We start from the raw sequence: 24,494 nt of genomic DNA, 5'->3' as shown, positions 1-24,494 counted from the left end.
CCCCGATCAGTGCGTCGTCGCAGCAGCCTGGATCGCCTCCGACATGATCTCGAGACCGCGATCGATTTCGGCCTCGGACACCGTGAGCGGCGGCGCGATGCGGAATACGCCGCCCATGCTGGGCAACTTGACGATGTTCATGCTGAGACCGCGACGCATGGTCTCCTCCATGATCCGCGCGCCGAGTTCAAACCCCGGCGTCTTGGACTGCCGGTCGACGACGATTTCAAGACCAAGCAGAAGCCCGCGGCCCCTGACGTCACCGACGCATTCGAACTTTTGCTGCAGCGACAGCAATCCATCCCGGAGCCTGTTGCCCCTGGCGGTTGCCTGCGCCACCAACCCGTCGCGCGCGACAACGTCGAGCACCGTGACGCCGATCGCGGCGGGCAAGGGATCGGAGACATGCGTGGTGTAGAACAGGAAGCCGCGCTCGAACGCGGTCTGCTCGATGGCCTTTGTCGTCATGACCGCGGCGAGCGGCAGACCGGCGCCGAGCGTCTTCGACAGCGTGAGAATATCAGGCACCACGCCGTCACGCTCGAAGGCAAACATGTGCCCGGTGCGGCCGATTCCGGTCTGAGCTTCGTCGAGGATCAGCAGCATGCCGCGCTGCTCGCATTTTTGCTTCAAGGCCGCGAGATAGCCGAGCGGCAGTTCCAGAATGCCGCCGCTGGAGAGGATCGGCTCGGCGATGAAGGCCGCCAGACTACCGGTCGACTGGCTGTCGATCAGTGCGAACGCATCGTCGAGCTCGGTCTGCCAGTCGTTGCTGCCGTCGACGTTCCTGAAGCGCGGCCGATAGGCGTTCGGCGCGGGAATGACGAACGATCCGACCGCGGCCGGCCCATAACCGCGCCGGCCCGCGCTGTAGGTCGCCGACGCCGCCGCGCCGGTCATGCCGTGCCAGCTTTGCGCGAAGGCGACGATTTCGTGCCGGCCGGTGACGAGCTTGGCCATCCGGATCGCCGCTTCATTGGCTTCCGCGCCTGTCGTCAGCAGCTGCACGCGGTCGAGACCGGGCGCAAGCGCAGCGAGACGCTCGGCCAACGTCACCACCGGACGCGAGAGCATGCCGCTGAAGAGATGAGCGACCGCATCCATTTGCCGTGCGACCGTAGCAACGATGTCGGGATGCGTGTGCCCCAGCACGGCGCTCATCTGACCCGAGGTGAAGTCGAGGATGGCGCGTCCGTCGGCGTCGTAGACGAAACTGCCGGCCGCACGCTCGATGATGACGGGTTCGAAACTCGGCCCATAGCGGGTCAGATGCGTGTTGGCGGACGCCCAGAAATCGGAATCAGCGTTCAAGGTCATGACAGCCACCTCTCGCTTGGGGGACGTCCGACCTCTAGTCAAGAATTTGACTTCAGGCTAATTGATATAATTCAATCTGGATATCAATCTTCCTGATGTCGATGCTGGATCTCACCCTTCTGAGGAATTTCGTCGTCGTGGCCCGCACCGGCTCGATCAGCCTGGCGGCCTTGCAGATTGGCCGGACACAGTCCGCGCTCAGCATGCAGATGCAACGGCTGGAACAGACGATCACGCAGCCGCTGTTTCACCGCAGCGGATCCGGCATGAGACTGACCGCGGCCGGCGAGAAACTGCTCGCCCACGCCGAGATGCTGCTGGCGCAGCACGACGAGATTCTCGCCGACATGAGCGGCGAGAGTCTCAAAGGGACGCTGAGCCTGGGCTGCCCGGAGGACTATTCGATCGCTTTCCTGCCGGCGCTGCTGAAGGGGTTCTGCGCGCTGCATCCCAATGTCGAGCTGCGCATGGTCTGCGCACCGACCTCCGAGCTGCGCCCGATGCTGGCGCGGCGCCAGATCGACATGGCGCTGGTCTCGCTGTCCGATGCCGGAGCGCGCGAGGTGATCCGGGAGGAGCGCTTCGTCTGGGTCGCGAACGAGGCCGAACCGAAAATACTGACGCAGGATGTGCTGCCGCTGGCGCTGGCGGCGCCGATGAGCCTGGACTACCGCGCCGCCTGCGCCGCGATGGACGCGGTCAATCGGCGCTACAGGGTCGCCTACGCGAGCAACAGCCTCGCCGGCCTGATCGCGATAGCGCGGTCCGGTCATGCGATCAGCGTCCTGACACGAACCGCCGTTCCGTTCGATCTTCACGTCGTCTCGGCCGGACTGCCCCTGCTTCCGACCATCGGCATCGCGCTCGAATTCTCGGAGGCGAAGCCCTCGCTGCTGGCGACGACGCTGGCCGAGCACGTACGCACCGTGTTGCCCGGACTGAAGACCAAGGCGGAGATCGATTAGTGACCGGCGCGTGCGCGGCGAGCGCAGCGCTCAGCTGATGTTCAGGAGGATCCGTCCCGATGTGCCGCTGCGCATCAGATCCAGGGCGTCGTTGATGTCGTCGAGCGCGAACTCGTGGGTGACGATGCCGCGGTAGCTCACCTTGCCGGCGTCGCTGAGTCGCACCAGGCGCGGGATATCGCGCGCGGGCTGGCATTGCCCGCCTTCCGAGCCCTTCAGCACCTTCTCGAAGTGCAACGGCAGGGTATAGATCTCGGCCTTCTCGCGGGGCACGCCGACGAGGATGCAGCGGCCTTTCTTGGCGGTGATCTCGTAGGCGAGCTCGATCAGGTTCTTGACGCCGGTGGTCTCGACGACCTTGTCGGGGCCGTCGGCCCCCGTGATGGACCGGACCTCGGCGGCCACATCCTTCACAGTCTCGGAATTGATGATGTGGGTGGCACCGAAATCCTTCGCCATGGCCAGCTTGTTGTCGAGGCGGTCGATCGCAATGACCGGCCAGGCGCCGACCATCGCGGCGAATTGCACGATGTTCAATCCGACGCCGCCGACACCGAATACGACGACCGCTTCGCCGATGGCGATCTGCGCATCGTTGTTGACGACGCCGAGCGCGGTCGTCACCGCGCAGCCGAGCAGCGGCGCACTGGTGCGGTCGATCGTATCAGGAACGGGCGTGACGCGATTTTCCGACACCACGGCATATTCGTTGAAGGTGGTGACCCAGCCCGCATTGAGGCGCTTGCCGCGCCAGGAATAGACCGGCGTGTTGGACTGGATGCCCTTGCCCGGCCGCCAATGCATGACGACGGTGTCGCCCTGCTTGCAGGAGACGACGCCGGGTCCGGTTTCGACGATGGTCGCCAGCGCCTCGTGCCCCAACAGGTGCGGCAGGAACTTGTCGACGCCCTTGACGGCGTCGATCTCGTTGATCTGCGCGCCGCAAATGCTCGACGTGTGCACATGGGCGAGCACCTGACGTGCTCGAGCCTGTCGGGCAGATTGAACTCGTCGACGATCAGCGGCTTGCCGGATTCGACGAGGATCGCGGCCTTTGCAGTCTTGATGTCCATGGGTCGCGCGCCCGGTCACTCGAAATAGATGAATTCGTAATCGCCGGTGTAGCCAAGCTTGCCGTAGAGCCAGATCCATTCCGAGGTGTGCAGGATGGATTCTGCCGTCAGCGCCCAGCATTCGAGGTTGTGCAGCTCGGTGACGTTCCGGTAGCCCTCGACCATGACGTATTTGTTCTTGCCGACCCGCTCGATCTCCTTGAGCGCGGCCTCGAGCTCGTAGAGCCTGAGATTGTGCAGGGTGCCCAGCGAGATGACGAGGTCGAAGCTGTCGTCGCCATAGGGATAGACGTCCTGGGCGCGATAGTTGAACAGATACGGCTTCACCTGCTCGTGTGCATTGGCAAGACCATGCTTGGAAATGTCGAAGCCGGTGACCTTCAGACCCGGCAGGATCTTCTGCATCTCGTACAGCAGAAAACCCTTGCCGCAGCCGACGTCGAGCACGCTCGACCCGTCCTTCAGGCCATAGGTCTCGATCAGCGCCTTGGCGACGGGGGCCCAGCGCCCCTCGATGAAGCGGTAGCCGCCATAACCGAAACGGCGATCGCCGTCCCAGTAATCGGCCTCGTACTCCCGCGCCTTCAGCGAGCAGCCGATCTTGTCGTCGTTCATGCGGCCCATGTAGTCGCGCTTGGTCGCAGTGTGCAGCGGCGTTACGATATTCAGCAGTCGTCCCATTGAGCCCTCGGATTTCATCACGCGCGGAGATTGTCTTGACCGGCCTGGGGAGCCTCGCACGTGACCTGCGACTGGCCCTAGCATTTGTCGCGAAGACCATCATTGTTTCAGATCAATGATGTGGAAATGCTGCCGCGGCGCCGGTCAAGATCCGGCCGATGAATCGCCAGTGCCGACCAAGCGCCAGGTTCCAGCCGCGGCTGCCGGCGGCCGTGACATGGCGACGCTGGAACGAGATGCGCCGCACGGCGTTCGGCAGCGAGGAGAATCCTGCCATGCCGACCAAGCCGACCATCGCCCGCGTCTGGCGCGGCCGTACCCGCCGCGACCTCGCCGACGCCTACCAGGCCTATCTGCAAGCCGAGGGCATCCCGCCGCTGCGAAAGACCGCGCTCGGTGTGCAGCAACTGCGCGAGGACCGCGACGAGGAGACGTGGTTCACCACCATTTCCTATTGGGCGGACATCGCAGCCATGACGGCTTTCACCAAGGGCGAGCCGACCAAGGTCCATCATCTCGCGCGCGACGCGGAGTTTCTGATCGAGCTGCCGGAGCGCATCGAGATCCACCGCATCCTGATCGACGAGCAGGGCCTGCGGTGAAGGCCTCGCTCATCCGCTTGTCCGTGTCTTGATTCCGCGCTCCGCCGCGCTATACGTTCCCGCCATGAAGTTCATCTCCACATTCTTCCCGCTGATCTGAACGGCAGAACGTCGTTCCGGCGCTCCTGCGCCACTCAGATCAAACGGCTACGCGCGCTGCGGTAGCCGAACGGAGAGATGTGCAATGCCCAAGACCGAACAGGTTGGCCTGACGCCCCGTCAGGTCCAGACCTTCATCGACGACGGTTTCGTCAAACTCGAGAATGCCTTCAGCACCGACCTTGCCAAGCAATGCAGGGACGAGCTGTGGGCGGATATCGGCCTGTCGCCGGACGAGCCCGAACATTGGACCCAGCCCGTTGTCCGAGTCGGCGCCAAAGCGACGCCCCCCTTCATTGAAGCCGCGAACACGCCGCGTCTGCACAAGGCCTATGATCAGCTCGCCGGCGAAGGACGCTGGCTTGCGCCCAGGGGCCTCGGAACCTTTCCGATCCGCTTCCCGTCATCGCAATCGCCAGGCGACGATGGCTGGCATGTGGACATGAGCTTTGGCACAGCCCATGCCGACTTCATGGAATGGCGTGCCAATGTGAAGAGCAGCGGCCGTGCGCTGCTGATGCTCTTCCTGTTCTCGGACGTCGGAAACGATGATGCGCCCACGCGAATCCGGAAAGGCTCGCATGCGGCCATCGCGCGGGAGCTACTGCCCCATGGCGAGGCGGGCGCAACGCTCCGGCAACTTGCTGCCGGCGACTGGGCGTCGACAAGGGATCGCGAGGTTGAACTTGCGACCGGCAAGCCAGGCACCGTCTATCTGTGCCACCCGTTCCTGGTTCATGCCGCGCAACCCCACCGCGGGAAAGAGCCGCGCTTCATGGCACAGCCTCCGCTGCTGCCGAAGCGCGAATTCGATCCGGCGCTGCCACCTTCGCCGATTCAGATCGCGATCCGGCGGGCTTGCGGGCTGACGGTGTAGGCGGATGGCATCCGGGGCCGCTGGGCGGTCCCGGATGTTGCTGTCGCCTTGTGTCGTTTGCGAAACCGCATCACGCCGGCAGCGGCACGCTCAAAGGCACGGATTTTTCACCGGTGGTCGCTTGACGGACAAGAGCGTGTTCAAAGTTGAAACTCGCAAGTCGTGCGAAGCGGACCGCAATGCAATGCTCATGGGACGAATAGGGTTGGCTTCGCACAGCTTGCGGCGATCGTCGTCGGATTGCCCGCGCACGACGTCCCCGACGTGCTGCTTACGTTGCCGAATGGCATCCTGAAGCTCCGATTTGGTCACGGGAACGATGCTGTTCTCAACGATGAACTCGTTCATGCGAGCTATCGCATCGTCCAGATCGGCTTCAAAGGCTTGATCTTCGCTCGGCTGGCAAACTTCGGTGTAGGCTCGAACCCCGACATAAATCTCCCAACTGCATTGCACGGCTCCGCGTCCGCTATTGTCGAACCCGGTACTCATGATCCGGTCGCCATCGCGCTCCAAAAAGAAGGACACCCCCGAGGAGAGATCTATACGTCGCGTCGCCTTGCCCTTGTCATTGACGCCATCAACCACCTTTGCGTCAGACCGCTTCGTCAAGGCATCCCACAACGGAGACCACTGTGCCTCCTGGGCATCGGCGGTGAGGGCTGATAGCAGCAGCGCGGCAGCGACACAGATCAAGTCACTGGCTGCGGAGCATGTGCGACGCTTAGACATCAAGGGCTTTCCAGCAGACCGTGCGGTGTGGGACGATAGCTGCGCCCGCGGCAAACGCAATCCAGAATTGCGCGACGCAAGTGTGACTCCGACCACCGTCGTCACAGTTTCCCATACACCCGCGCGGCAACCGCCTTCAGGCGCTCGACCGAGCCGGACTGCGGATGCGGCTTGACCGGGGCGAACAGGATCGAAGCCTGGCGGCCGTTCTTCCAGACATGGATGTGGACGGCGTTGCCGTTGCCCTTGGTGCAGGAATGCTCGCCGAAGGCTTCGCGGCCGAGCTCGGGGATCGCCACGTGCGTGCATGGCCCTGCACGCTTCATCATGCCGATGGCGGTATCGCGCGAGGTCGTGATCACCGCGACGGTCATGGTGTTGGCCTCACGATCGAACATCATGCAGCTGCCTGCCCCGGTCCGCTGCACCGTCAGCGTGCCGTTGTCGAGAAAGCCGTCGGCATCGGCGGCCGTGAGCCACTCGCAATTGCCGAACCGCTCGCTGCTCCTGCTCACATTGCCGACGGCAACGCGCGCGGCCTCAGTGATCGGCGCGAGCAGCGCATCATCGGCGCGCCGGCCGATCGGATAGACGCTGATCTGCAGGATGTAATCGCCGGACAGGGCGACGACCGAGGCCTCCTGGCGTTCCGCGCCCGCCGCGCTCGTTCCACCCTGGCCCTCGTCGCCGATTCCGGACACTGCGCTCAGCGGCATGCGTTCGCCAAGCGTCTTGACGAAGGTCGCGTACAATTCCCTGGCGCGGTCCTTGTCGGGATTGCGGAACACGGAGAGCATCATCGTGTCGCCGCGCCCGGCCTGGTAGATGCAGCCGCGGCCGTCCTGGTTCGAAATCAGCGACCATTTCAGCGCCGGCATCGCCCGGGCGAGCTCCTGGGCGCTGATGAACGGGCAGGTTTCGGCCGCGCGCGCGGGAAGCACCGGGGCGGCTGCGATGGCAAGGAATAAAACGAAGCGGGAGAATAGATGATCGATCGTGCGCATCGGACGAACTTACTATCGAAACGGTGCGCCCGACGAGATGAAACTGAACAAAAATCCTATTACGCAGCCCCCGGTGCCTTCGCCACCGTCAGGTCCTTCAGGAACTGCTCCATGAGCGGCTTGTTGCCAAACCGGCGATAAGAGCGCTCTGCCTCCAACGAAAATGTCGGTTGGGCCCCTACCAAGCTTGCCATCGTCAGCTGCGCCGCTTCTATATCACCGCGCCGCCCTTGCAGCGCAGCCTGGATGAGCAGGCAGTTGGCATCGCGCGGCGCCCTTACAAGGCATTCGGAGATCACGGTAGCCGACTCATCGCGACGATCAGCGGCGTAAAGAGCCTGGCCATGCACATAGGCGTAATATTCCGGTGCCATGGGATGAAGGCGACGCGCCCGCTCGGCATTGGCAACAGCGTCCGCGTAGTCCCCGAAACGGACTTGTGCTTTTGCCAATGCCATCATGCTATCCGGGTCATTGGGATTCAGTTCGACGGCGCGCTTGGCGGCCTGCAAGCCGCCCGCATAATCGCCCTGCACCGCCAGCCCGAAGCTGATCACCTGATAGCCGAGCGAGAGATTGGGATCGAGGCGCACAGCCTGGCGCGCTTCGCTAAGACCTAGTTCCAGCTCATGCGCTGTCGCCCGACCACTCGACCTCTTGGCCACATCCGCGATGTAAGTGAGGGCCAAGCCCGCACGGGCGGCGGCATAGGCCGGGTCCATTTCCAGCGCGCGCTGATATAGGCCGCGTGCCTCCATAAGTGCTTCCGCATCCTGGACGCCATGCCGGTATCGATGACGGGCCCGCAGCAGAAGATCGTAAGCCTGGAGGTTGTCGGTCGGACGTTGCGCGGCAGCGATGGCTTCACTTCGGCCGATATACGGCGCGAGCTGGGCGACGATTTCCGTGGTCAGCTCGCTTTGTACGGTGAAGACGTCGGCAACCTGCCTGTCGAAGCTGCGCGACCAAAGGTGCGCGCCCGATTTCACGTCGATCAGCTGCGCCGAGACGCGAAGCCGGTCTCCCTCGCGGCGCGCGCTGCCTTCCACCACGTAGGAAACGCCCAGCTTTGCCCCGAGCTTGCGCATATCGCTGTCTTGCCCGCGCACGGCATAGGTGGAGTCGCGCGCGATGATCTGAAGCTCGGAATTCCTTGCGAGCGCCGTGGTCACATCCTCGGTCAGCCCGTCTGCAAAGTACGGCTGGTCGCCGCCCATGGTCGCAAAGGGCATGACCGCAACTGACGGGCGCGGGTCGGCGCGGGTCTGGTCGAAAGATAGCGCGGCCGGGAGCCGGCTGACCATCGCCGCCAGGGAAAGCGGTTGGATTTGGGTGCCGATGAGGACAAGGGCTACGGCGGCGACGCCATACGACCAGCGCGCAGCGGTACCGCGTAGAACGCGCGGGACTTTTCGCCAGCGAGACCACGAGGATTGCGCGCGTCGGACCCGGTAGACGTTAAGACGGTCGGGAATGTTTTTGGCGCGCCTGCGGCCCACACGCGCGAACACATCGCCGCGATTGCGGTCTGCGGCCATGACGACAGCGCCGCTAACAAAGATGCTGCCGGGATCGGCCATCGTCTCGAGCCGTGTGGCGACATTAACGCCGTCGCCGTACATATCGCCATTATCCTCGATGACATCACCGAGGTTGATGCCTATGCGCAGCTCAAACGGGGCGTTGTCGAACCCTTGCTGGATGGCAGAGCCCGCATCAACGGCTTCGTTGACGCTGGGAAACATCGCCAGAAACCCGTCGCCGGTCTTCTTGAAGATGCGTCCACCATGCTGCGCGACTGTGGGCTCGATCAGATTGTCGAAGACCGTGCGCAGCTCTTTATAGGTGGAGGCCTCGTTTTCGGCCATCATCAGGCTGTAGCTGACGATGTCGGCGGCCATGATCGCGGCGAGCTTGCGTTCCATCAACGGTTTCCCTGTACAGGGGCCAAGCACAACTGGCATTGCGGACATTCTACGCCAGCTTGAAATTAAACCTTCCAACCCGCATGCGGTTATCAACACAGCTCATATATTCGTGAGCAATGAGACCCGTCCGGCGGCGCGCAAGCAGCACCACTCCGCTCATACGGCTGATCCAGAGTTTCCCTGCGGGTTCCCATATGGCGTCGGTGAGACCGGCGCTGGGTCAGCGGGCCGTCGTCACCGCCCCTGATATTCGGCCCAGCAATCCGTCGTTTCATAAACGCGGACCGCCCACAGCTGCGGCAGGCTGGGCTTCAAGCGGTCCCAGATCCAGACCGCGATATTCTCGGCGGTCGGATTCGCGAGGCCGTCGACCTCGTTCAGGCACTGGTGGTCCAGCGTCGCCATGATGCCGGCGAAGCTTTTTTCGATATCGAAGAAATCAGCGACGAAGCCGGTGTGCGGGTCAACCGGCCCATCCAGCTGGACCTTGACCCGATAGGAATGACCATGCAGCCGGCTGCACCTGTGAGTCTCGGGCACGTTTGGCAGCCGATGCGCCGCCTCGAACTTGAACGCCTGCGATATCCTCATCCAGCTCCCCACACGGCATGGCCATCCGGTCTCGGGCCGGTCTGGCGACCAGATGCTGTCCTGTCCTGACCTTTCGGCAAAGAATGGCGCGCCCGGAACGATTCGAACGTCCGACCCTCAGATTCGTAGTCTGATGCTCTATCCAGCTGAGCTACGGGCGCGTGTTTCGCAAACAGCGCGGGCAGGGCCCGCAAGCAGCCCCCGGCGGAGCCGGAGGGGGTGCGAAAGAGCGCTCTGACTAACCGCTCTTGTCGCGATTGGCAAGGTCCGGCTCGCCGGTATTTTGGGGCATTTCCGCACTTCTCTTCGTCATTCCGGGGCGCGACGAAGTCGCGAGCCCGGAATCCATAACCACCAGCCGGGGTTATGGATTCCGGGCCCGACCCTTCGGGTCGTCCCGGAATGACGGAAGGAATGGCGATGGCCCAGCTCGTTTCAGTCGGCCGCTGGCCTAGCCTTAAGCCCTCTGGCGCTCGTTGCGGATGGAGAGCAGTTCCACGGGACGGTCGGGGATGACGATGCGGAACGTGGCGCCGATGGTGCCCTCGACCAGGTGGATCTCGCCGCCATGGGCGCGGACCAGCTCGGCGGCGATGGCGAGGCCAAGGCCGCTGCCGCCGGGGCGGCCCGAGGTCTGGAAGGCCTCGAACAGGCGCTCCCGGGTCTTCGGGGGAACGCCGGGGCCGGTGTCGGAGACCTCGAGAATGGCGACGGCGCCTTCGCGCTTTCCGGTGATCCGGATCTGCTGCACGCGCCCCTCACCGGCCGCATGGCTTTCGAGCGCCTGGGCGGCGTTGCGGACGAGGTTGAGCAAGACCCGGAACAGCTGGTCGGGATCGGCGTCGACCGCGAGCCCGCGCTCGATCGCGGCGACCCAGGCGATCGAGGCGTCGTTGGCGAGCCCCGCGGTCTCCCGCACCTCCATCACAACAGGCTCGATCAGGATCATGCGGCGGTCGGGTGCGGCCTCCTGGGCGCGGCCGTAGGACAATGTCGACTGGCAGAAGGCGATGGCGCGCTCGAGCGAGCGCACGAGCTTGGGCGCAAAGCGCTGCACGCGCGGATCCGGCACGCTGGCGAGCTGATCCGACAGCAGCTGGGCCGAGGCGAGCAGATTGCGCAGATCGTGGTTGATCTTGGAGACGGCGAGGCCGAGGGCAGCGAGCCGGCTCTTCTGATTCAGCATCGACATCAGGTCGCGCTGCATGTCGGACAATTCGCGCTCGGCGACCCCGATCTCGTCGCTGCGCTGGCTCGGCACGATGATGCCGGCCGAGCTCTCGGGATTCTCGTGGAAGCCGACCAGGCTCGCGGTCAGCCGCCGCATCGGCCGCACGAACAGATAATGGAGCGCGAGATAGACGAGGCCCGCGGTCAGTACCGCGATGATCAGCGCGACCACGACGAGGTTGCGGGAGAAGCGGTACATCTGCTTCCGCAGCGGCAGCTCGTCGGTGACGATCTCGATGAACTGGGCATTGCCGACCCCGGGGCCGACGATGCGGATGGCCTGGTTGCCGGTCTCCAGCATCATCCGGAACGAGCCGGTGATCGCCTCCCAAGCCGTCATGTCGCGCAGGTCGATGTCGTGCTCGATGGCGGCGGGAATGTTGTCGCTGGCGAGCAGCCGGCGCTGCTGGCCCATCTTGATTGCGACGGCGCGGGCATTGATGCTCTTCAGGATCTGCCGCGACAGCGAATCGGGGACCATGCCGAGCGGCGCCGCATCCAGCACCAGCGCCGCGGTGTTGGCCGCCGCGACGCGATCATTCAGCCGGTTGACCCAGAAATTCGCGATGGCTGGCACGTAGAGCAGCACCGCGGCGATCATCACCAAGGGAATGGTGAGCAGCAGCAGCTTGCCGGACAACCCGAGCCCGCGGGAGCCGCGGGGCCGCGTCGCCGGCTGGTCTGGCTGATCCAGATCCTGGATCGGCTGGCGATCTGTGGCTGGCACGAAACTCGCCCCTGTTGGCCTTGGCTGATGGAGGATGCGACCCGACCGATGTCCGGTCAAATTACGGATCGCTAATCTGCCGAGGTGTGATGTAAGCGCTGATAGCGCGAGTCGCCACCTCAAGGGTTAAAAACGCCGCGCAAACAGCGATATTCACCACAATCGCGCGCTTGTGCGGCGTTGACGAAGACAAGGCGCTCCCTTATAAGCCGCGCGAATTGTCCGCGATGACCCGGTGCGACACCGGGAGCGGCTCTCTTGGGGCCGAAAAAGGGCCCGTTTTGGGCCGTATCTTCCGGACTTTACCATCAATTCTACAGGCAAATTGCCCGGTCAGCGGAGAAAAACCCGTGAAGCGGACTTATCAACCCAGCAAACTGGTGCGCAAGCGCCGTCACGGCTTCCGCGCCCGTCTCGCCACTGCCGGCGGCCGCAAGGTTCTCGCCGCCCGCCGCGCCCGCGGCCGCAAGCGTCTGAGCGCCTGAGCCGGACCCCCTTTTTGGGATTTCATCATGGATCGGCTGAGGCAGCGGGCGGATTTCCTCGCCGTTGCCAATGGCGCGCGGGTGAATAGTCCCGCGTTCGTCCTGCAAAGCCGCCGCCGCGATGATTCCGGCCCTGTCAGGATCGGCTTCACCGTCACCAAGAAGAACGGCAACGCCCCCGAGCGCAATCGCATCCGGCGCCGGTTGCGCGAACTGGTGAAGCGGCTCGATCCGACATCGATGCAGCCCCACTATGATTATGTCCTGGTCGGACGAAAGGACGCGCTCTCGCGCGACTTCGCCACCATGCTCGACGATCTGCGCATAGCGTTCACGAAGCCCGCGGGGCATACGGCCAAAGCGCGCGGCCACAGGCCGGGTCACGCCGCAGCGACCAGCCGCAAACCGGAATGATGACGAGACAATCGAGATGACCGACAATCGCAATACCATCCTCGCCGTCATTCTGTCCGGCCTGGTGCTGATCGCCTGGCAGTACTTCTACAATGTGCCGCAGATGGAGAAGCAGCGCGCCCAGCAGCAGGCGCAGTCCGAGCTCCAGAAGGGCAGCACGCCGCAGCCGGGCGCGTCCCCGACGCCGGGCAGCGCGCCGCAGCCCGGCGCGGCCCAGCCGTCGACGCCGGCCGCGAGCCCGCCCCAAGCGGTCGTTTCGCGCGAGACTGCCATTGCAGCGAGCCCGCGCGTCAAGATCGAGACGCCGCGGATCGCCGGCAGCATCTCGCTGAAGGGCGGCCGCATCGACGACATCGCGCTGGTGCAATATCGCGAGACGGTCGATCCGAAATCGCCGCCGATCGTCCTCTATTCGCCGTCGGGCACGGCGGAGCCCTATTACGCCGAGTTCGGCTGGGTTGCAGCGACGGGCGTGACGGCAAAGATGCCGGATGCCCAGACCGTCTGGCAGCAGGAGGGCAGCGGCAGCCTGACGCCGTCGACGCCCGTGGTGCTGAAATGGGACAATGGCGACGGCCTGACTTTCCGCCGCACCATCGCCGTCGACGACCATTATCTCTTCACCATCAAGGACGAGGTGAGCAATGTCGGCAACGCGCCCGTCACGCTCTATCCGTTCGCGCTGATCTCGCGCCACGGCGCGCCGCATGTCTCCGGCTACTATATCCTGCATGAGGGCCTGATCGGCTATCTCGGCGAACACAGGCTGCAGGAATATGCCTACAGCAAGATCGACGAAGCCAAGCAGGTGAACTTCAAGGCCACCAATGGCTGGCTCGGCATCACCGACAAATACTGGGCCTCCGCGCTGCTGCCGGATACCAACGCCCAGCTCCAGGCGCGCTTCTCGTCCAACCCGGTCGGCAAGGTCCATACCTACCAGACCGACTATCTGCTCGACCCCGTCACCGTCGCGATCGGCGGCACCGCGACGGCCAACGCGCGGCTGTTCGCAGGCGCCAAGGAAGCCGGCGTGGTCGGCATCAACTTCCCGCTCGCGGGCCTCGGCGGCTACAACAAGGCGCTCGGCCTCAACCAGTTCGACCTGCTGATCGACTGGGGCTGGTTCTATTTCCTCACCAAGCCGATGTTCCTCGGCCTCGACTTCTTCTTCCGCTTCTTCGGCAATTTCGGCGTCTCGATCTTGCTCGTCACGGTGATCGTGAAGCTGTTGTTCTTCCCGCTGGCGAACAAGTCCTACGCCTCGATGGCGAAGATGAAGTCGATCCAGCCGCAGCTGCTGGCACTGAAGGAGCGCTATCCCGACGACAAGGTGAAGCAGCAGCAGGAGATGATGGAGATCTACCGCAAGGAGAAGATCAATCCGGTCGCCGGCTGTCTGCCCGTGCTGATCCAGATTCCGGTGTTCTTCGCGCTCTACAAGGTGCTGTTCGTCACCATCGAGATGCGGCACGCGCCGTTCTTCGGCTGGATCAAGGACCTCTCCGCGCCTGACCCGACCAACCTCTTCAACCTGTTCGGGCTGCTCCCGTTCGATCCGACCACGATTCCGGTGTTCGGCTATTACCTCGCGCTCGGCATCTGGCCGATCATCATGGGCATCACGATGTGGATCCAGATGAAGCTGAATCCGACGCCGCCGGATCCGACCCAGCAGATCATCTTCAATTGGATGCCGCTGATCTTCACCTTCATGCTGGCGGGATTCCCGGCGGGCCTCGTGATCTACTGGGCCTGGAACAACCTGCTCTCGGTGGTCCAGCAGGGCTACATCATGCGCCGCAACGGCGTGAAGGTGGAATTACTCGACAATCTCAAGGCAACGTTCGCGAGGAAGGCGACGTAAGCGTCGTCATTGCGAGGAGCCCTTGCGACGAAGCGATCCAGAGTCCCTCGGCGGATACATTTCTGGATTGCTTCGCTTCGCTCGCAATGACGCAAGGAAACAGCGAGGCTTCGCATGACCGACGACAAAGATGCGAAGCTGATCGAGGCCGGGCGAAAACTGTTCGCTCGTGACTGGCAGTTCATCTGGGCCTCGCCTTCGATCGAAACGCTGCCGCCGATGGCGGGGCTGGAGATCGCCTTTGCCGGGCGCTCCAATGTCGGCAAGTCGAGCCTGATCAACGCGCTCACGGGGCGCAACGCGCTGGCGCGCACCTCGCATACGCCGGGCCGCACCCAGGAGCTGATCTTCTTCGAGGTCCCCGGCAAGAACGACCTGCGCCTCGTCGACATGCCCGGCTACGGCTATGCCAAGGCGCCGAAGAGCCAGGTCGCGTCCTGGACCGAGCTGATCCACAAATTCCTGCTGGGACGCGCCAGTCTCGCGCGCGTCTACGTGCTGATCGATGCGCGGCACGGGATCAAGGATGTCGATCTCGAGGTGCTGAAGACGCTCGACCGCTCCGCCGTCAGCTACCAGATCGTGCTGACCAAGGCCGACCAGGTGAAAGTCGCCGAGCTGCAAGCACGCATCGCCGAGACCGAGGCCGTGCTCGCCAAGCATCCGGCCGCGTTCCCGACCGTGCTCGCGACCTCGTCGCGCAGCGCGACCGGCATGGAGGGCCTACGCGCCGCGATGGCGAAGCTGTTGGAAGAGCGGGCCTCGTGATGCCAGCGCACCGTCTGCTGATCGGGCTTGCGGGCGTTATGGGCGCGGCCGGCGTCGCGCTGGCCGCCGCGTCCGCCCATGGTGCCGACGCGAGCCGTCTTGCCTCCGCCAGCGCCATGCTGCTGTTTCATGCAAGTGCCATACTTGCGACCATCGCCTTGCTCACGCGCGGCCTTCTGCACGGCGGAATTGGAATCGTGGCGACGTTCGGCTTCGCGATCGGTGCCGCGCTGTTCGCAGGCGACCTCACCTTGCGGCAGTATGCCGGGCACGCTCTGTTTCCGATGGCGGCGCCGACGGGCGGGATGGTGATGATTGCGAGCTGGCTGGCGGTAAGCGTGGCGGCGGTGGCGGCGAAGCGCTGAATCCGTAGCCCGGATGGAGCGAAGCGCAATCCGGGGCCGGTGTCTGCGGCGACGAATCCCGGATTACGCTGCGCTCCATCCGGGCTACATAGCTGCCACACCTTTGCGCTGTCCCCGCCAATCGGATAGAACGCGCACCATTCGACCCGCCAGCGAGACCGCGACATGACCGACATCTCTCCGCTCGACCAGGCCCGCATCCTGTCCGAAGCGCTGCCGCACATGCAGCAATATGACGAGGAAACCATCGTCATCAAATATGGCGGCCATGCCATGGGCGACGAGGAGACCGCGAAGAACTTTGCCCGCGACATCGTGCTCTTGGAGCAGACCGCGATCAATCCGGTGGTGGTGCATGGCGGCGGGCCGCAGATCGCGACCATGCTCAAGCGTCTTGGGATCGTCTCGGAATTCGCCGCGGGCCTGCGCATCACCGATGCCGCGACCATCGAGATCGTCGAGATGGTGCTCGCCGGCTCCGTCAACAAGCAGATCGTCGGCTACATCAACGAGGCCGGCGGCAAGGCGGTGGGCCTGTCGGGCAAGGACGGCAACATGGTGAAGGCGACCAAGACGACGCGCACCATCGTCGATCCCGACTCGAACATCGAGAAGGCGATCGATCTCGGCTTCGTCGGCGACCCCGAGAAGGTCGACCTCACTTTGCTCAACCAGCTGATCGGCTACGAGCTGATCCCGGTGCTGGCGCCGCTCGCAACCTCGAAAGAGGGCCAGACGCTGAACATCAACGCCGACACCTTTGCAGGGGCCGTCGCCGGCGCGCTGAGAGCCAAGCGCCTGCTGCTGCTCACCGACGTGCCCGGCGTGCTCGACAAGTCGAAGAAGCTGATCCCGCAATTGTCGGTGAAGGACGCGCGAAAACTGATCGCCGACGGAACCATCTCCGGCGGCATGATCCCGAAGGTCGAGACCTGCATCTACGCGCTGGAGCAGGGCGTCGAGGGCGTCGTCATCATCGACGGCAAGATGCAGCACGCGGTGCTGCTCGAGCTCTTCACCAACCAGGGCACGGGCACGCTGATCCACAAGTGATGCGGGAACGCGAGCAGCGGAAGAAGGTCGTCATGCCCGGGCTTGTCCCGGGCATCCACGACCTTTCTTCTCGCGGCAAAGACGTGGATGGCCGGGTCAAGCCCGGCCATGACGATTTGAGAGAGCGTCATCCACGCCGCTCCCCCCTCACCCGCTTCCTGATGACGCTGCCTGCCGCAACTGTCTCCTTCTTCTTCTCCTCGGCGCCGGCGATCGCCGACCTCAAGATCTGCAACCGCATGTCCTATGTGGTCGAGGCCGCGATCGGCATCGACGACAAGGCAGCCACCGCGACGCGCGGCTGGTTCAGGATCGATCCCGCCGCCTGCCGCGTGGTGGTGCAGGGCACGCTGACCGCCGACCGCATCCTGCTCAACGCGCGCGCGCTCGGCGTCTACGGCGCGTCCCCGATCCCGCAAAGCGGCAACGACATGCTGTGCGTCGCGCAGGACAATTTCGTCATCGCGGCGGCCAGGCAGTGCCGCAGCGGCCAGACGCAGGTTCCCTTCACACAGGTGACGCCGACGCAAAGCCCGGACGGCAACCTCGTCGCTTATCTCGCCGAGGATTCCGAATATGACGACGAGCAGGCGCGCCTCGCCGGCATCCAGCGGCTCCTCGTGATCGCAGGCTACGACGCCGCGCCGATCGATGGCGTCGACGGGCCAAAGACGCAGAGCGCGCTGGCCGCATTCCTGAAGAGCCGGGGCTTGTCGTCCGACATCGTGGGCTCGCAGAACTTCTTCAAGACCATGGTCGATGCCGTGCAGACGCCGTCCGCGACCGGCCTCACCTGGTGCAACGACACGCCGCACAAGGTGATGGCGGCGATCGCGACCGACGACGGCAAGGCGGTGACCAGCCGCGGCTGGTATCGCATCGATCCCAAGACCTGCCTGCACCCCGATGTATCAGGCCAGCCGAAGCAGATCTTCAGCTTCGCGGAAGCGGTCGACGCCGACAACCGAATCGTCAAGCTGAAGGACAAGCCGCTGAACTGGGGCGGCGACCGGCAGCTCTGCACACGCGAGACCAAGTTCGAGACCAGCGAGCAGACCGATTGCGGCGCGCGCGGCTTTGCGCCAACGGGCTTCGGCGCGGTAGACATGTCGAGCGGCGGCAAGACGCTGCGCTTTGCCGTGCCGTGAGATTGGCGCAATGATCAGCACGCAAGCATCCACAAGCTCCGCCGTCGTCCCCGCGAAAGCGGGGACCCATAACCCCAGGGAGTGGTTGCGGAGGGAAGCTGGTCACCCCGAGTCTTCGCAAAACTCCTCCCTGGGGTTATGGGTCCCGGGCTCGCGCTTCGCGCGCCCCGGGACGACAAGTTGAGAATGCCGATATGACCTTCCCCCGCAGCTTCAACCATGTCGACACCTGGGTGTTCGACCTCGACAACACGCTCTATCCGCATCACGTCAATCTGTGGCAGCAGGTCGATGCGCGGATCGGGGAGTTCGTCTGCAACTGGCTGAATGTCGGCCCGGAGGAAGCGCGGGCGATCCAGAAAGACTATTATCGCCGCTTCGGCACCACGATGCGCGGCATGATGACCCTGCACGGCGTCTCCGCCGACGACTACCTCGCCTATGTCCACAAGATCGACCACTCTCCGCTGGAGCCGAATCCGGCGCTTGGCGCGGCCATCGCAAAGCTGCCGGGCCGCAAGCTGATCCTCACCAACGGCTCGGTCGACCATGTCGATGCCGTGCTGGCGCGGCTCGGCTTCGCCGGCCATTTCGACGGCGTGTTCGACATCATCGCCGCCGAGTTCGAACCGAAGCCGGCGGAGCAGACCTACCGCAAGTTCCTCGGCCAGCATGCGGTCGATCCGACCCGCGCCGCCATGTTCGAGGACCTCGCCCGCAACCTCACCGTCCCCTACCGGCTCGGCATGACCACCGTGCTGGTGGTGCCCGACGGCACCAAGGAGGTGGTGCGCGAGGACTGGGAGCTGGAAGGCCGCGGCGCCGCCCATGTCGACCACGTCACGGATGATCTGGCGGGGTTTTTGGCAAAGTTGTCGGGGTGATTTCGTAGCCTGGATGGAGCGCAGCGTAATCCGGGGCTGGCGTAGCTGCGGAGAGACTGTCCCGGATTGCGCTTCGCTCCATCCGGGCTACGGGTCTTCCCGGGTGGTGATCCAGAACGCAGCCTTGACTCCGCTCCGCCAAATCCCGAAAAAGCGCTCCAATTCTCGCGAAACCACGCGCTTCCCAGAGGAAATCACGATGTCCCTTGCAGCCCTCGAATCCACCATCAACAGCGCCTTCGAGGCGCGTGAAGGCATCTCGACCACGACCAAGGGCGAGGTGCGCGAGGCCGTCGACCAGTCGCTGGAGATCCTTGACAAGGGCGAGGCGCGCGTTGCCGAGCGCGGCAGCGACGGCAAGTGGAAGGTCAATCAATGGCTGAAGAAGGCCGTGCTGCTGTCGTTCCGCCTCAACGACATGGACGTCATTGGCGGCGGCCCCGGCAAGGCAAGCTGGTGGGACAAGGTGCCCTCGAAGTTCGAAGGCTGGGGCCCAAACCGCTTTCGCGATGCCGGTTTTCGCGCGGTGCCGGGTGCGGTGGTGCGCCGCTCGGCCTTCATCGCCAAGAACGTCGTCTTGATGCCGTCCTTCGTCAATCTCGGCGCCTATGTCGATGAGAGCACGATGGTCGACACCTGGGCCACCGTCGGCTCCTGCGCGCAGATCGGCAAGCGCGTGCACATTTCCGGCGGCGCCGGCATCGGCGGCGTGCTCGAGCCGCTGCAGGCCGAGCCTGTCATCATCGAGGACGATTGCTTCATCGGCGCGCGCTCGGAAGTCGCCGAAGGCGTGATCGTGCGCAAGGGCGCGGTGCTGGCGATGGGCGTGTTCCTGGGAGCCTCGACCAAAATTGTCGACCGTGAGACCGGCGAGGTCTTCATGGGCGAAGTGCCCGAATATTCCGTCGTGGTGCCCGGCGCGCTGCCCGGCAAGCCGATGAAGAACGGCCAGATCGGCCCGAGCACCGCTTGCGCCGTGATCGTCAAGCGCGTCGACGAGCGCACGCGGTCGAAGACCAGCATCAACGAGCTGCTGCGGGATTGATGCTATCTCCTCCCCCTCTCCCCGTTCTTACGGGGAGAGGGTTGGGCTGAGGGGCCTCTCTCCGCGGATGAGATAGCCGCGAGACCTGTACCCCCTCACCCGGATCGCAAGAGCGATCCGACCTCTCCCCGCAGGCGGGGAGAGGTGAAAGAGCCCCTCGCAGCACCCGTCGAACCCAACTTCCCTCCATCGCGACCAATGTCCGGGCGGCCCGTTCCGCCCGGAGCCGCTCGCATGGACTGGACCCGGTTTCTCTTCCGCTTCGACGGCCGTATCAACCGCGCCAAATATTGGCTGGCCGGGCTGATCATCCTCTGCTGGATGATCTTGATGGCCGCGATCGTGGCGGCGTTCGACCCCCGCCCCTTCCGCTTTTCGGTCGACGACATCTTCAAGGTCGTCGATCCCGAAACCTATCGAGATGTATCGCGCGCCGACCTCCCGCTGATCCTGGTCAAGCTGATCGGCACGCCGCTGTTCACATGGGTGTTCGCCGCGACCTCCGTCAAACGGCTCCATGACCGCGACAAGAGCGCCTGGTGGGGGTTGCCCTTCTTTGTCCTGCCCGGCCTCATCAACCAGTTCCTGGACCGGATCAGCAACGATTATATCGGCTTCACGCTCGGGCTGATCTCGTTCATCCTCGCGACCTGGGGCGGCATCGAGCTGCTGTTCTTCCGCGGCGCGAAGAGGACCAATCGTTTCGGCGCCGATCCGCTCCACGTCCCGCCCACGGGAAGGCCGGGTTGGGATCAGCAGCGTGAGCTCGAAATGCCGGCGCAGAAGGCTGGCCCACCGCCGCAATGGCATGTTAAGCGGGGCGCATGACCGATGCTCTCTCCATTGCCCGCGACCTGATCCGTTGCCCTTCAGTCACTCCGGCCGATGCCGGCGCGCTCGGGGTGCTCGAAAAAATCCTGGGCGCTGCCGGTTTCACCTGTCACCGCGTGACCTTCAGCGAGGAAGGCACCGCCGACGTCGACAATCTCTACGCTCGGATCGGCACCGACGGTCCGCACATCACCTTCGCAGGCCACACCGATGTGGTGCCGCCCGGCGACGAGAGCGCCTGGAGCGTCGGCGCGTTCTCCGGAGAGGTGAAGGACGGCGTGCTGCATGGCCGCGGCGCGGTCGACATGAAAGGCGGCATCGCCTGCTCGGTCGCCGCGGTGCTGGAGCATCTCGCCGCCAACGGCGGCAAGCCGCGCAGCGACGGAAAGGGCTCGATCTCGTTCCTGATCACCGGCGACGAGGAAGACGTCTCGATCAACGGCACCATCAAGCTGCTGAAATGGGTCGCCGAGCGCGGCGAGAAATTCGACCATTGCGTGCTCGGCGAGCCCTCCAACGTCGAGGCGCTCGGCGACACCATCAAGATCGGCCGGCGCGGCTCGCAATCCGGCACGCTCGTCGTCGACGGCGTGCAGGGCCACGTCGCCTATCCGCACCGCGCCTCCAATCCGGTGCCTGATATCTCGCGGCTGATCGTCGCGATCTCCGACGAGCCGCTCGACCATGGCAGCGCGCAATTCCAGGCGTCCAATCTCGAATTCGTCTCGGTCGACGTCGGCAACAAGGCCTTCAACGTCATCCCCGGCGAGGCCCGCGCAAGATTCAACATCCGCTACAACGACAACCACACCCAGGCGAGCTTGCGTGAATTGGTGGAGACGCGTCTCGCCAAAGCCTGCGGCAACCGCATCAAGGCCCGCATCGTGTGGGAGCCCTCCAACTCGAACGTGTTCGTGACCAAGCCGGGTCCGTTCACCGATCTCGCGGTCTCCGCGATCGAGGAGGTGACGGGACGCAAGCCCGAGCTGTCGACGTCAGGCGGCACGTCGGATGCGCGGTTTATTTCAAGCTATTGCCCCGTGATCGAGTTCGGCCTGGTCGGGCAGACCATGCACCAGGTCGACGAGCGCGTGCCGGTGGCGGATCTGGAGAGGCTGACGAAGGTGTATCGCGGGATTTTGGCGCGGTATTTTGCTTGAGGCAGTGTTGCCTCCACAAACACGACCGTCATCGCCCGGCTTGACCGGGCGATCCAGTATTCCAGAGACGGCAGTGATTGAGCCGAGAGGCCGCGGCGTACTGGATGCCCCGGTCAAGCCGGGGCATGACACCGAGGTTTGGCGAGAGCGTGCCCGCTCTCTGCGCCGCTCGCCTAATAATCCACCTTCATCAAATACAGCCCCTCGGGCGGGGCGACGATGCCGCAGGCGGCGCGGTTGCGGGCTTTGAGTGCGGCGGAGAGATCGTCGGCGGTCCAGCGGCCCTCGCCGACCCAGACCAGGGATCCCACCATCGAGCGCACCTGGCTGTGCAGGAACGAGCGCGCCGAGGTGATGACGTTGATCTCGCGGCCATCGCGGATCACGTCCAGCTGGTCGAGCGTCTTCTCCGGCGATTTGGCCTGGCACTCGGTGTCGCGAAAGGTGGTGAAATCGTGCTTGCCGAGCAGGCGCTGCGCCGCCGCGTGCATTGCGTCGGCATCGAGCTTGCGCGGCACGCGCCAGGCGTGGCCGACATCGAGCGCGAGATTGGCGCGAGTGTTGACGATGCGATAGCGGTAGTGGCGCTTGACCGCCGAGAAGCGCGCCTCGAAATCGTCGGGCACGATCTCGGCCTCGAGCACCGCGATCGGATGCGGGCGCAGATGCGCGTTGAGCCCGTCGCGAAAACGGCCCGGCGGAAACTGCTTGTCGACGTCGACATGGGCGACTTGGCCGCGTGCATGCACGCCGGCGTCGGTGCGGCCGGCACCGTGCACGCGCAGATCCGCCCCGGTCATCGCCTTCACGGCCGCCTCGAGCGCGCCCTGCACCGACGGCAGCGTGTCCTGCACCTGCCAGCCGAAGAACGGCGCGCCGTCATATTCGATGGTGAGCTTGTAGCGGGGCATCGTGTCCAGTTTCGTCGTCATTGCCCGCCTTGTGCGCTGTTGCGCACTGGGGCGGGCAACCCAGTACTCCGCAGCTTATCCGATTGACCGAGAAGCCTCGGCGTACTGGATACCCCGCCTTCGCGGGGTATGACAGTGTCAGGTGAATTTGGATCCCGCCTTTAACGGCACGCCGCGCAGGAAGTCCGCGGCCTGCATGCGGGCCTTGCCCTCGCGCTGCAGCTCGATGATGCGGATGGCACCGTCGCCGCAGGCGACGGTAAGCTGATCGTCGAGCACGTCGCCAGGCGCGCCGGCGCCTTGCGCCAATTCGCAGCGCAGGATTTTGACGCGGGCATCGTCAAGCTCGCTCCAGGCGCCGGGGAACGGCGAGAGGCCATGGACGTGGCGCAGCACTGCGCGCGCCGGCTTTGTCCAGTCGATCCGCGCCTCCGCCTTCTCGATCTTGGCGGCATAGGTGGCGCCGTCCTCGCTCTGCGCCTTGAGCTGGAGCCCGCCGCGTTCGAGCGCGGCCATCGCGCGCACCATCAGGTCGGCGCCAAGGCGGGACAGACGATCGTGCAGGTCGAGCGCGGTCATGTTGTCGGTGATCGTGATGCGCTCGGCCATGGCGACGTCGCCGGTATCGAGGCCGACATCCATCTTCATCACCATCACGCCGCTCTCGGCGTCACCTGCCATGATGGCGCGGTTGATCGGCGCAGCGCCGCGCCAGCGCGGCAACAGCGAGGCATGCAGATTGTAGCAGCCGAGTTTTGGCGCATCGAGGATCGCCTGCGGCAGGATCATGCCATAGGCGACGACGACGGCCGCGTCCGCATCGAAGGCGCGGAACTCCGCCAGCGCCTGCTCGGTCTTCAGCGTCTTCGGCGTCAGCACGGGAATGCCCAGCTTTCGCGCGGCCTCCTCGACCGGCGTCGGCTGCAATTGCAGGCCGCGCCGGCCGCCCGGCTTCGGCGCGCGGGTGTAGGCGGCCGCGATCTCGTGGCCATGCGCGACCAGCTCGAGCAGCGTCGGCACGGAGAAATCGGGCGTGCCCATGAAGATGAGGCGGAGGGGCATGTGACGAGACAATCCTTGAAACGAGCAAGGTACTCGTCATGGCCGGGCTTGTCCCGGCCATCCACGTTCGTCCTGCTCGCGGCGGCAAAGAACGTGGATGCCCGGGACAAGCCCGGGCATGACGGCGGAGGAATTATCACTCCGCCGCGCGCTTGGCGGCTTTCTCGAACTTCTTCATGACGCGGTCGCGCTTGAGCTTCGACAGATAGTCGACGAACAGCACGCCGTTGAGATGGTCGATCTCGTGCTGGATGCAGGTGGCGTAGAGGCCTTCGGCATCCTCCTCGTGCACCTTACCGTCGAGATCGGTGAAGCGCACGCGCACTTTCGCGGGACGCTCGACCTCCTCGTAATATTCGGGGATCGAGAGGCAGCCCTCCTCGTAGACCGACAGTTCCTCGGACGAGGCGATGATCTCTGGATTGATGAAGACGCGCGGCAGCGGCTTAGTCTCGCCGTTCTCGTCGCGCTTGGCGAGGTCCATGGTGATCAGGCGCAGCGGCTGCGCGACCTGGATTGCCGCCAGCCCGATGCCGGGCGCGTCGTACATGGTCTCGAACATGTCGTCGGCAAGCTTGCGGATCTCCGCCGTGACCTTCTCGATCGGCTTGGAGACCAGGCGCAGCTGCTTGTCGGGCAGGATGATGATTTCTCTGAGGGCCATGGCCGCGATTT

26 protein-coding genes and 1 tRNA gene are annotated in these 24,494 nt (G+C 64.5%); 14 read left to right on the top strand and 13 right to left on the bottom strand.

Translation table 11 applies throughout. The features are described from left to right. Window positions 1–6 precede the first annotated feature (6 nt). Window positions 7–1,317, bottom strand: coding sequence for an aspartate aminotransferase family protein (locus I6F21_RS22360; RefSeq protein WP_225126990.1), 1,311 nt, complete (start codon window positions 1,315–1,317; stop codon window positions 7–9). Window positions 1,318–1,418: 101 nt separating this feature from the next. On the opposite strand from I6F21_RS22360, the gene I6F21_RS22355 reads away from it, so the two are divergent. Next, the gene (locus I6F21_RS22355) at window positions 1,419–2,282 is read left to right on the top strand and encodes a LysR family transcriptional regulator (RefSeq protein WP_225183437.1); all 864 of its coding nucleotides are present in this window, start codon (window positions 1,419–1,421) and stop codon (window positions 2,280–2,282) included. A 30-nt stretch (window positions 2,283–2,312) separates the two neighbouring features. On the opposite strand, the gene I6F21_RS22350 is transcribed toward I6F21_RS22355, so the two are convergent. The 3 genes from I6F21_RS22350 to I6F21_RS22340 all read right to left on the bottom strand — a co-directional run bounded on the left by I6F21_RS22350 (window position 2,313) and on the right by I6F21_RS22340 (window position 4,313). After that, the gene (locus tag I6F21_RS22350) at window positions 2,313–3,257 is read right to left on the bottom strand and encodes a zinc-binding dehydrogenase (RefSeq protein ID WP_346656827.1); all 945 of its coding nucleotides are present in this window, start codon (window positions 3,255–3,257) and stop codon (window positions 2,313–2,315) included. 113 nt (window positions 3,258–3,370) lie between these two features. Continuing rightward, the gene (locus I6F21_RS22345) at window positions 3,371–4,036 is read right to left on the bottom strand and encodes a class I SAM-dependent methyltransferase (RefSeq protein ID WP_036014038.1); all 666 of its coding nucleotides are present in this window, start codon (window positions 4,034–4,036) and stop codon (window positions 3,371–3,373) included. 112 nt (window positions 4,037–4,148) lie between these two features. Then, window positions 4,149–4,313, bottom strand: a complete 165-nt coding sequence (locus I6F21_RS22340; protein WP_225174141.1) for a hypothetical protein — start codon at window positions 4,311–4,313, stop codon at window positions 4,149–4,151. Between I6F21_RS22340 and I6F21_RS22335 the strand changes: the two genes are divergently transcribed. Beyond that, complete coding sequence (locus tag I6F21_RS22335) at window positions 4,312–4,638, top strand: hypothetical protein (protein WP_036014049.1); 327 nt, start codon at window positions 4,312–4,314, stop codon at window positions 4,636–4,638. The two genes, I6F21_RS22340 and I6F21_RS22335, sit on opposite strands and share 2 nt — an antisense overlap. 184 nt (window positions 4,639–4,822) lie before the next feature. Beyond that, window positions 4,823–5,614: a phytanoyl-CoA dioxygenase family protein gene (locus I6F21_RS22330; protein ID WP_225140596.1), complete on the top strand. Its 792-nt coding sequence runs from the start codon at window positions 4,823–4,825 to the stop codon at window positions 5,612–5,614. Between the two features lie 90 nt (window positions 5,615–5,704). Here the strand turns inward: I6F21_RS22330 and I6F21_RS22325 are convergent, their stop codons facing one another. From I6F21_RS22325 to I6F21_RS22300, 6 genes are all read right to left on the bottom strand, one after another. Next, entirely contained in the window at window positions 5,705–6,346 is a 642-nt protein-coding gene (locus I6F21_RS22325; RefSeq protein ID WP_146207778.1) for a hypothetical protein, read from the bottom strand. A 101-nt stretch (window positions 6,347–6,447) separates the two neighbouring features. Continuing rightward, the gene (locus I6F21_RS22320) at window positions 6,448–7,350 is read right to left on the bottom strand and encodes a hypothetical protein (RefSeq protein ID WP_057027534.1); all 903 of its coding nucleotides are present in this window, start codon (window positions 7,348–7,350) and stop codon (window positions 6,448–6,450) included. A gap of 59 nt (window positions 7,351–7,409) precedes the next feature. Further along, entirely contained in the window at window positions 7,410–9,275 is a 1,866-nt protein-coding gene (locus I6F21_RS22315) for a tetratricopeptide repeat protein (RefSeq protein WP_225183435.1), read from the bottom strand. 237 nt (window positions 9,276–9,512) lie between these two features. Then, complete coding sequence (gene queD / locus I6F21_RS22310) at window positions 9,513–9,869, bottom strand: 6-carboxytetrahydropterin synthase QueD (protein ID WP_225183434.1); 357 nt, start codon at window positions 9,867–9,869, stop codon at window positions 9,513–9,515. Between the two features lie 84 nt (window positions 9,870–9,953). Beyond that, a tRNA-Arg gene (locus I6F21_RS22305) sits at window positions 9,954–10,030 on the bottom strand. A 296-nt stretch (window positions 10,031–10,326) separates the two neighbouring features. After that, the gene (locus I6F21_RS22300) at window positions 10,327–11,826 is read right to left on the bottom strand and encodes a HAMP domain-containing sensor histidine kinase (protein WP_036014057.1); all 1,500 of its coding nucleotides are present in this window, start codon (window positions 11,824–11,826) and stop codon (window positions 10,327–10,329) included. A 350-nt stretch (window positions 11,827–12,176) separates the two neighbouring features. Here I6F21_RS22300 and rpmH point away from each other — a divergent pair, with 350 nt between their 5' ends. The 11 genes from rpmH to dapE all read left to right on the top strand — a co-directional run bounded on the left by rpmH (window position 12,177) and on the right by dapE (window position 21,846). Next, window positions 12,177–12,311, top strand: a complete 135-nt coding sequence (gene rpmH, locus I6F21_RS22295) for a 50S ribosomal protein L34 (RefSeq protein ID WP_008542748.1) — start codon at window positions 12,177–12,179, stop codon at window positions 12,309–12,311. Between the two features lie 27 nt (window positions 12,312–12,338). Further along, window positions 12,339–12,725 (top strand): ribonuclease P protein component, encoded by a 387-nt coding sequence (gene rnpA / locus I6F21_RS22290; protein WP_225183433.1) that lies wholly within the window; start codon window positions 12,339–12,341, stop codon window positions 12,723–12,725. A gap of 16 nt (window positions 12,726–12,741) precedes the next feature. Next, window positions 12,742–14,592, top strand: coding sequence for a membrane protein insertase YidC (gene yidC / locus I6F21_RS22285; protein ID WP_036014059.1), 1,851 nt, complete (start codon window positions 12,742–12,744; stop codon window positions 14,590–14,592). A gap of 114 nt (window positions 14,593–14,706) precedes the next feature. Beyond that, window positions 14,707–15,360, top strand: a complete 654-nt coding sequence (gene yihA / locus I6F21_RS22280) for a ribosome biogenesis GTP-binding protein YihA/YsxC (protein WP_225183432.1) — start codon at window positions 14,707–14,709, stop codon at window positions 15,358–15,360. Next, window positions 15,360–15,725, top strand: coding sequence for a DUF423 domain-containing protein (locus tag I6F21_RS22275; RefSeq protein ID WP_036014061.1), 366 nt, complete (start codon window positions 15,360–15,362; stop codon window positions 15,723–15,725). Before yihA ends, I6F21_RS22275 begins: the two co-directional genes overlap by 1 nt. 165 nt (window positions 15,726–15,890) lie before the next feature. Further along, window positions 15,891–16,778 carry an acetylglutamate kinase gene (argB, locus tag I6F21_RS22270; RefSeq protein ID WP_225183431.1) on the top strand — a complete coding sequence of 296 codons (888 nt, stop codon included), beginning with the start codon at window positions 15,891–15,893 and terminating at the stop codon, window positions 16,776–16,778. Window positions 16,779–16,939: 161 nt separating this feature from the next. Next, window positions 16,940–17,926 carry a DUF1036 domain-containing protein gene (locus I6F21_RS22265; protein WP_036026517.1) on the top strand — a complete coding sequence of 329 codons (987 nt, stop codon included), beginning with the start codon at window positions 16,940–16,942 and terminating at the stop codon, window positions 17,924–17,926. 194 nt (window positions 17,927–18,120) lie between these two features. Further along, window positions 18,121–18,810: a pyrimidine 5'-nucleotidase gene (locus I6F21_RS22260; RefSeq protein ID WP_225183430.1), complete on the top strand. Its 690-nt coding sequence runs from the start codon at window positions 18,121–18,123 to the stop codon at window positions 18,808–18,810. Window positions 18,811–19,009: 199 nt separating this feature from the next. Then, complete coding sequence (gene dapD, locus I6F21_RS22255; protein ID WP_225150856.1) at window positions 19,010–19,855, top strand: 2,3,4,5-tetrahydropyridine-2,6-dicarboxylate N-succinyltransferase; 846 nt, start codon at window positions 19,010–19,012, stop codon at window positions 19,853–19,855. Between the two features lie 234 nt (window positions 19,856–20,089). Beyond that, window positions 20,090–20,683, top strand: coding sequence for a DUF805 domain-containing protein (locus I6F21_RS22250; RefSeq protein WP_225114335.1), 594 nt, complete (start codon window positions 20,090–20,092; stop codon window positions 20,681–20,683). Beyond that, on the top strand, window positions 20,680–21,846 hold the full coding sequence (gene dapE / locus I6F21_RS22245) for a succinyl-diaminopimelate desuccinylase (RefSeq protein ID WP_225183429.1): 1,167 nt from the start codon (window positions 20,680–20,682) through the stop codon (window positions 21,844–21,846). The genes I6F21_RS22250 and dapE overlap by 4 nt, the downstream gene beginning before the upstream one ends. Window positions 21,847–22,019: 173 nt before the next feature. On the opposite strand, the gene truA is transcribed toward dapE, so the two are convergent. From truA to def, 3 genes are all read right to left on the bottom strand, one after another. After that, window positions 22,020–22,757: a tRNA pseudouridine(38-40) synthase TruA gene (gene truA / locus I6F21_RS22240; protein WP_225183455.1), complete on the bottom strand. Its 738-nt coding sequence runs from the start codon at window positions 22,755–22,757 to the stop codon at window positions 22,020–22,022. A gap of 138 nt (window positions 22,758–22,895) precedes the next feature. Further along, complete coding sequence (gene fmt, locus I6F21_RS22235; protein WP_225183428.1) at window positions 22,896–23,819, bottom strand: methionyl-tRNA formyltransferase; 924 nt, start codon at window positions 23,817–23,819, stop codon at window positions 22,896–22,898. A gap of 136 nt (window positions 23,820–23,955) precedes the next feature. After that, window positions 23,956–24,483 (bottom strand): peptide deformylase, encoded by a 528-nt coding sequence (gene def / locus I6F21_RS22230; protein WP_036041776.1) that lies wholly within the window; start codon window positions 24,481–24,483, stop codon window positions 23,956–23,958. Between the last annotated feature and the right edge of the window lie 11 nt (window positions 24,484–24,494).

The sequence above is a fragment of the Bradyrhizobium sp. NBAIM03 genome (assembly GCF_020194055.1).
Classification (GTDB): Bacteria; Pseudomonadota; Alphaproteobacteria; order Rhizobiales; family Xanthobacteraceae; genus Bradyrhizobium; species Bradyrhizobium yuanmingense.
Note: the sequence above shows the minus strand (reverse complement) of the source record. Positions and strands in the feature narration are given on the sequence as shown.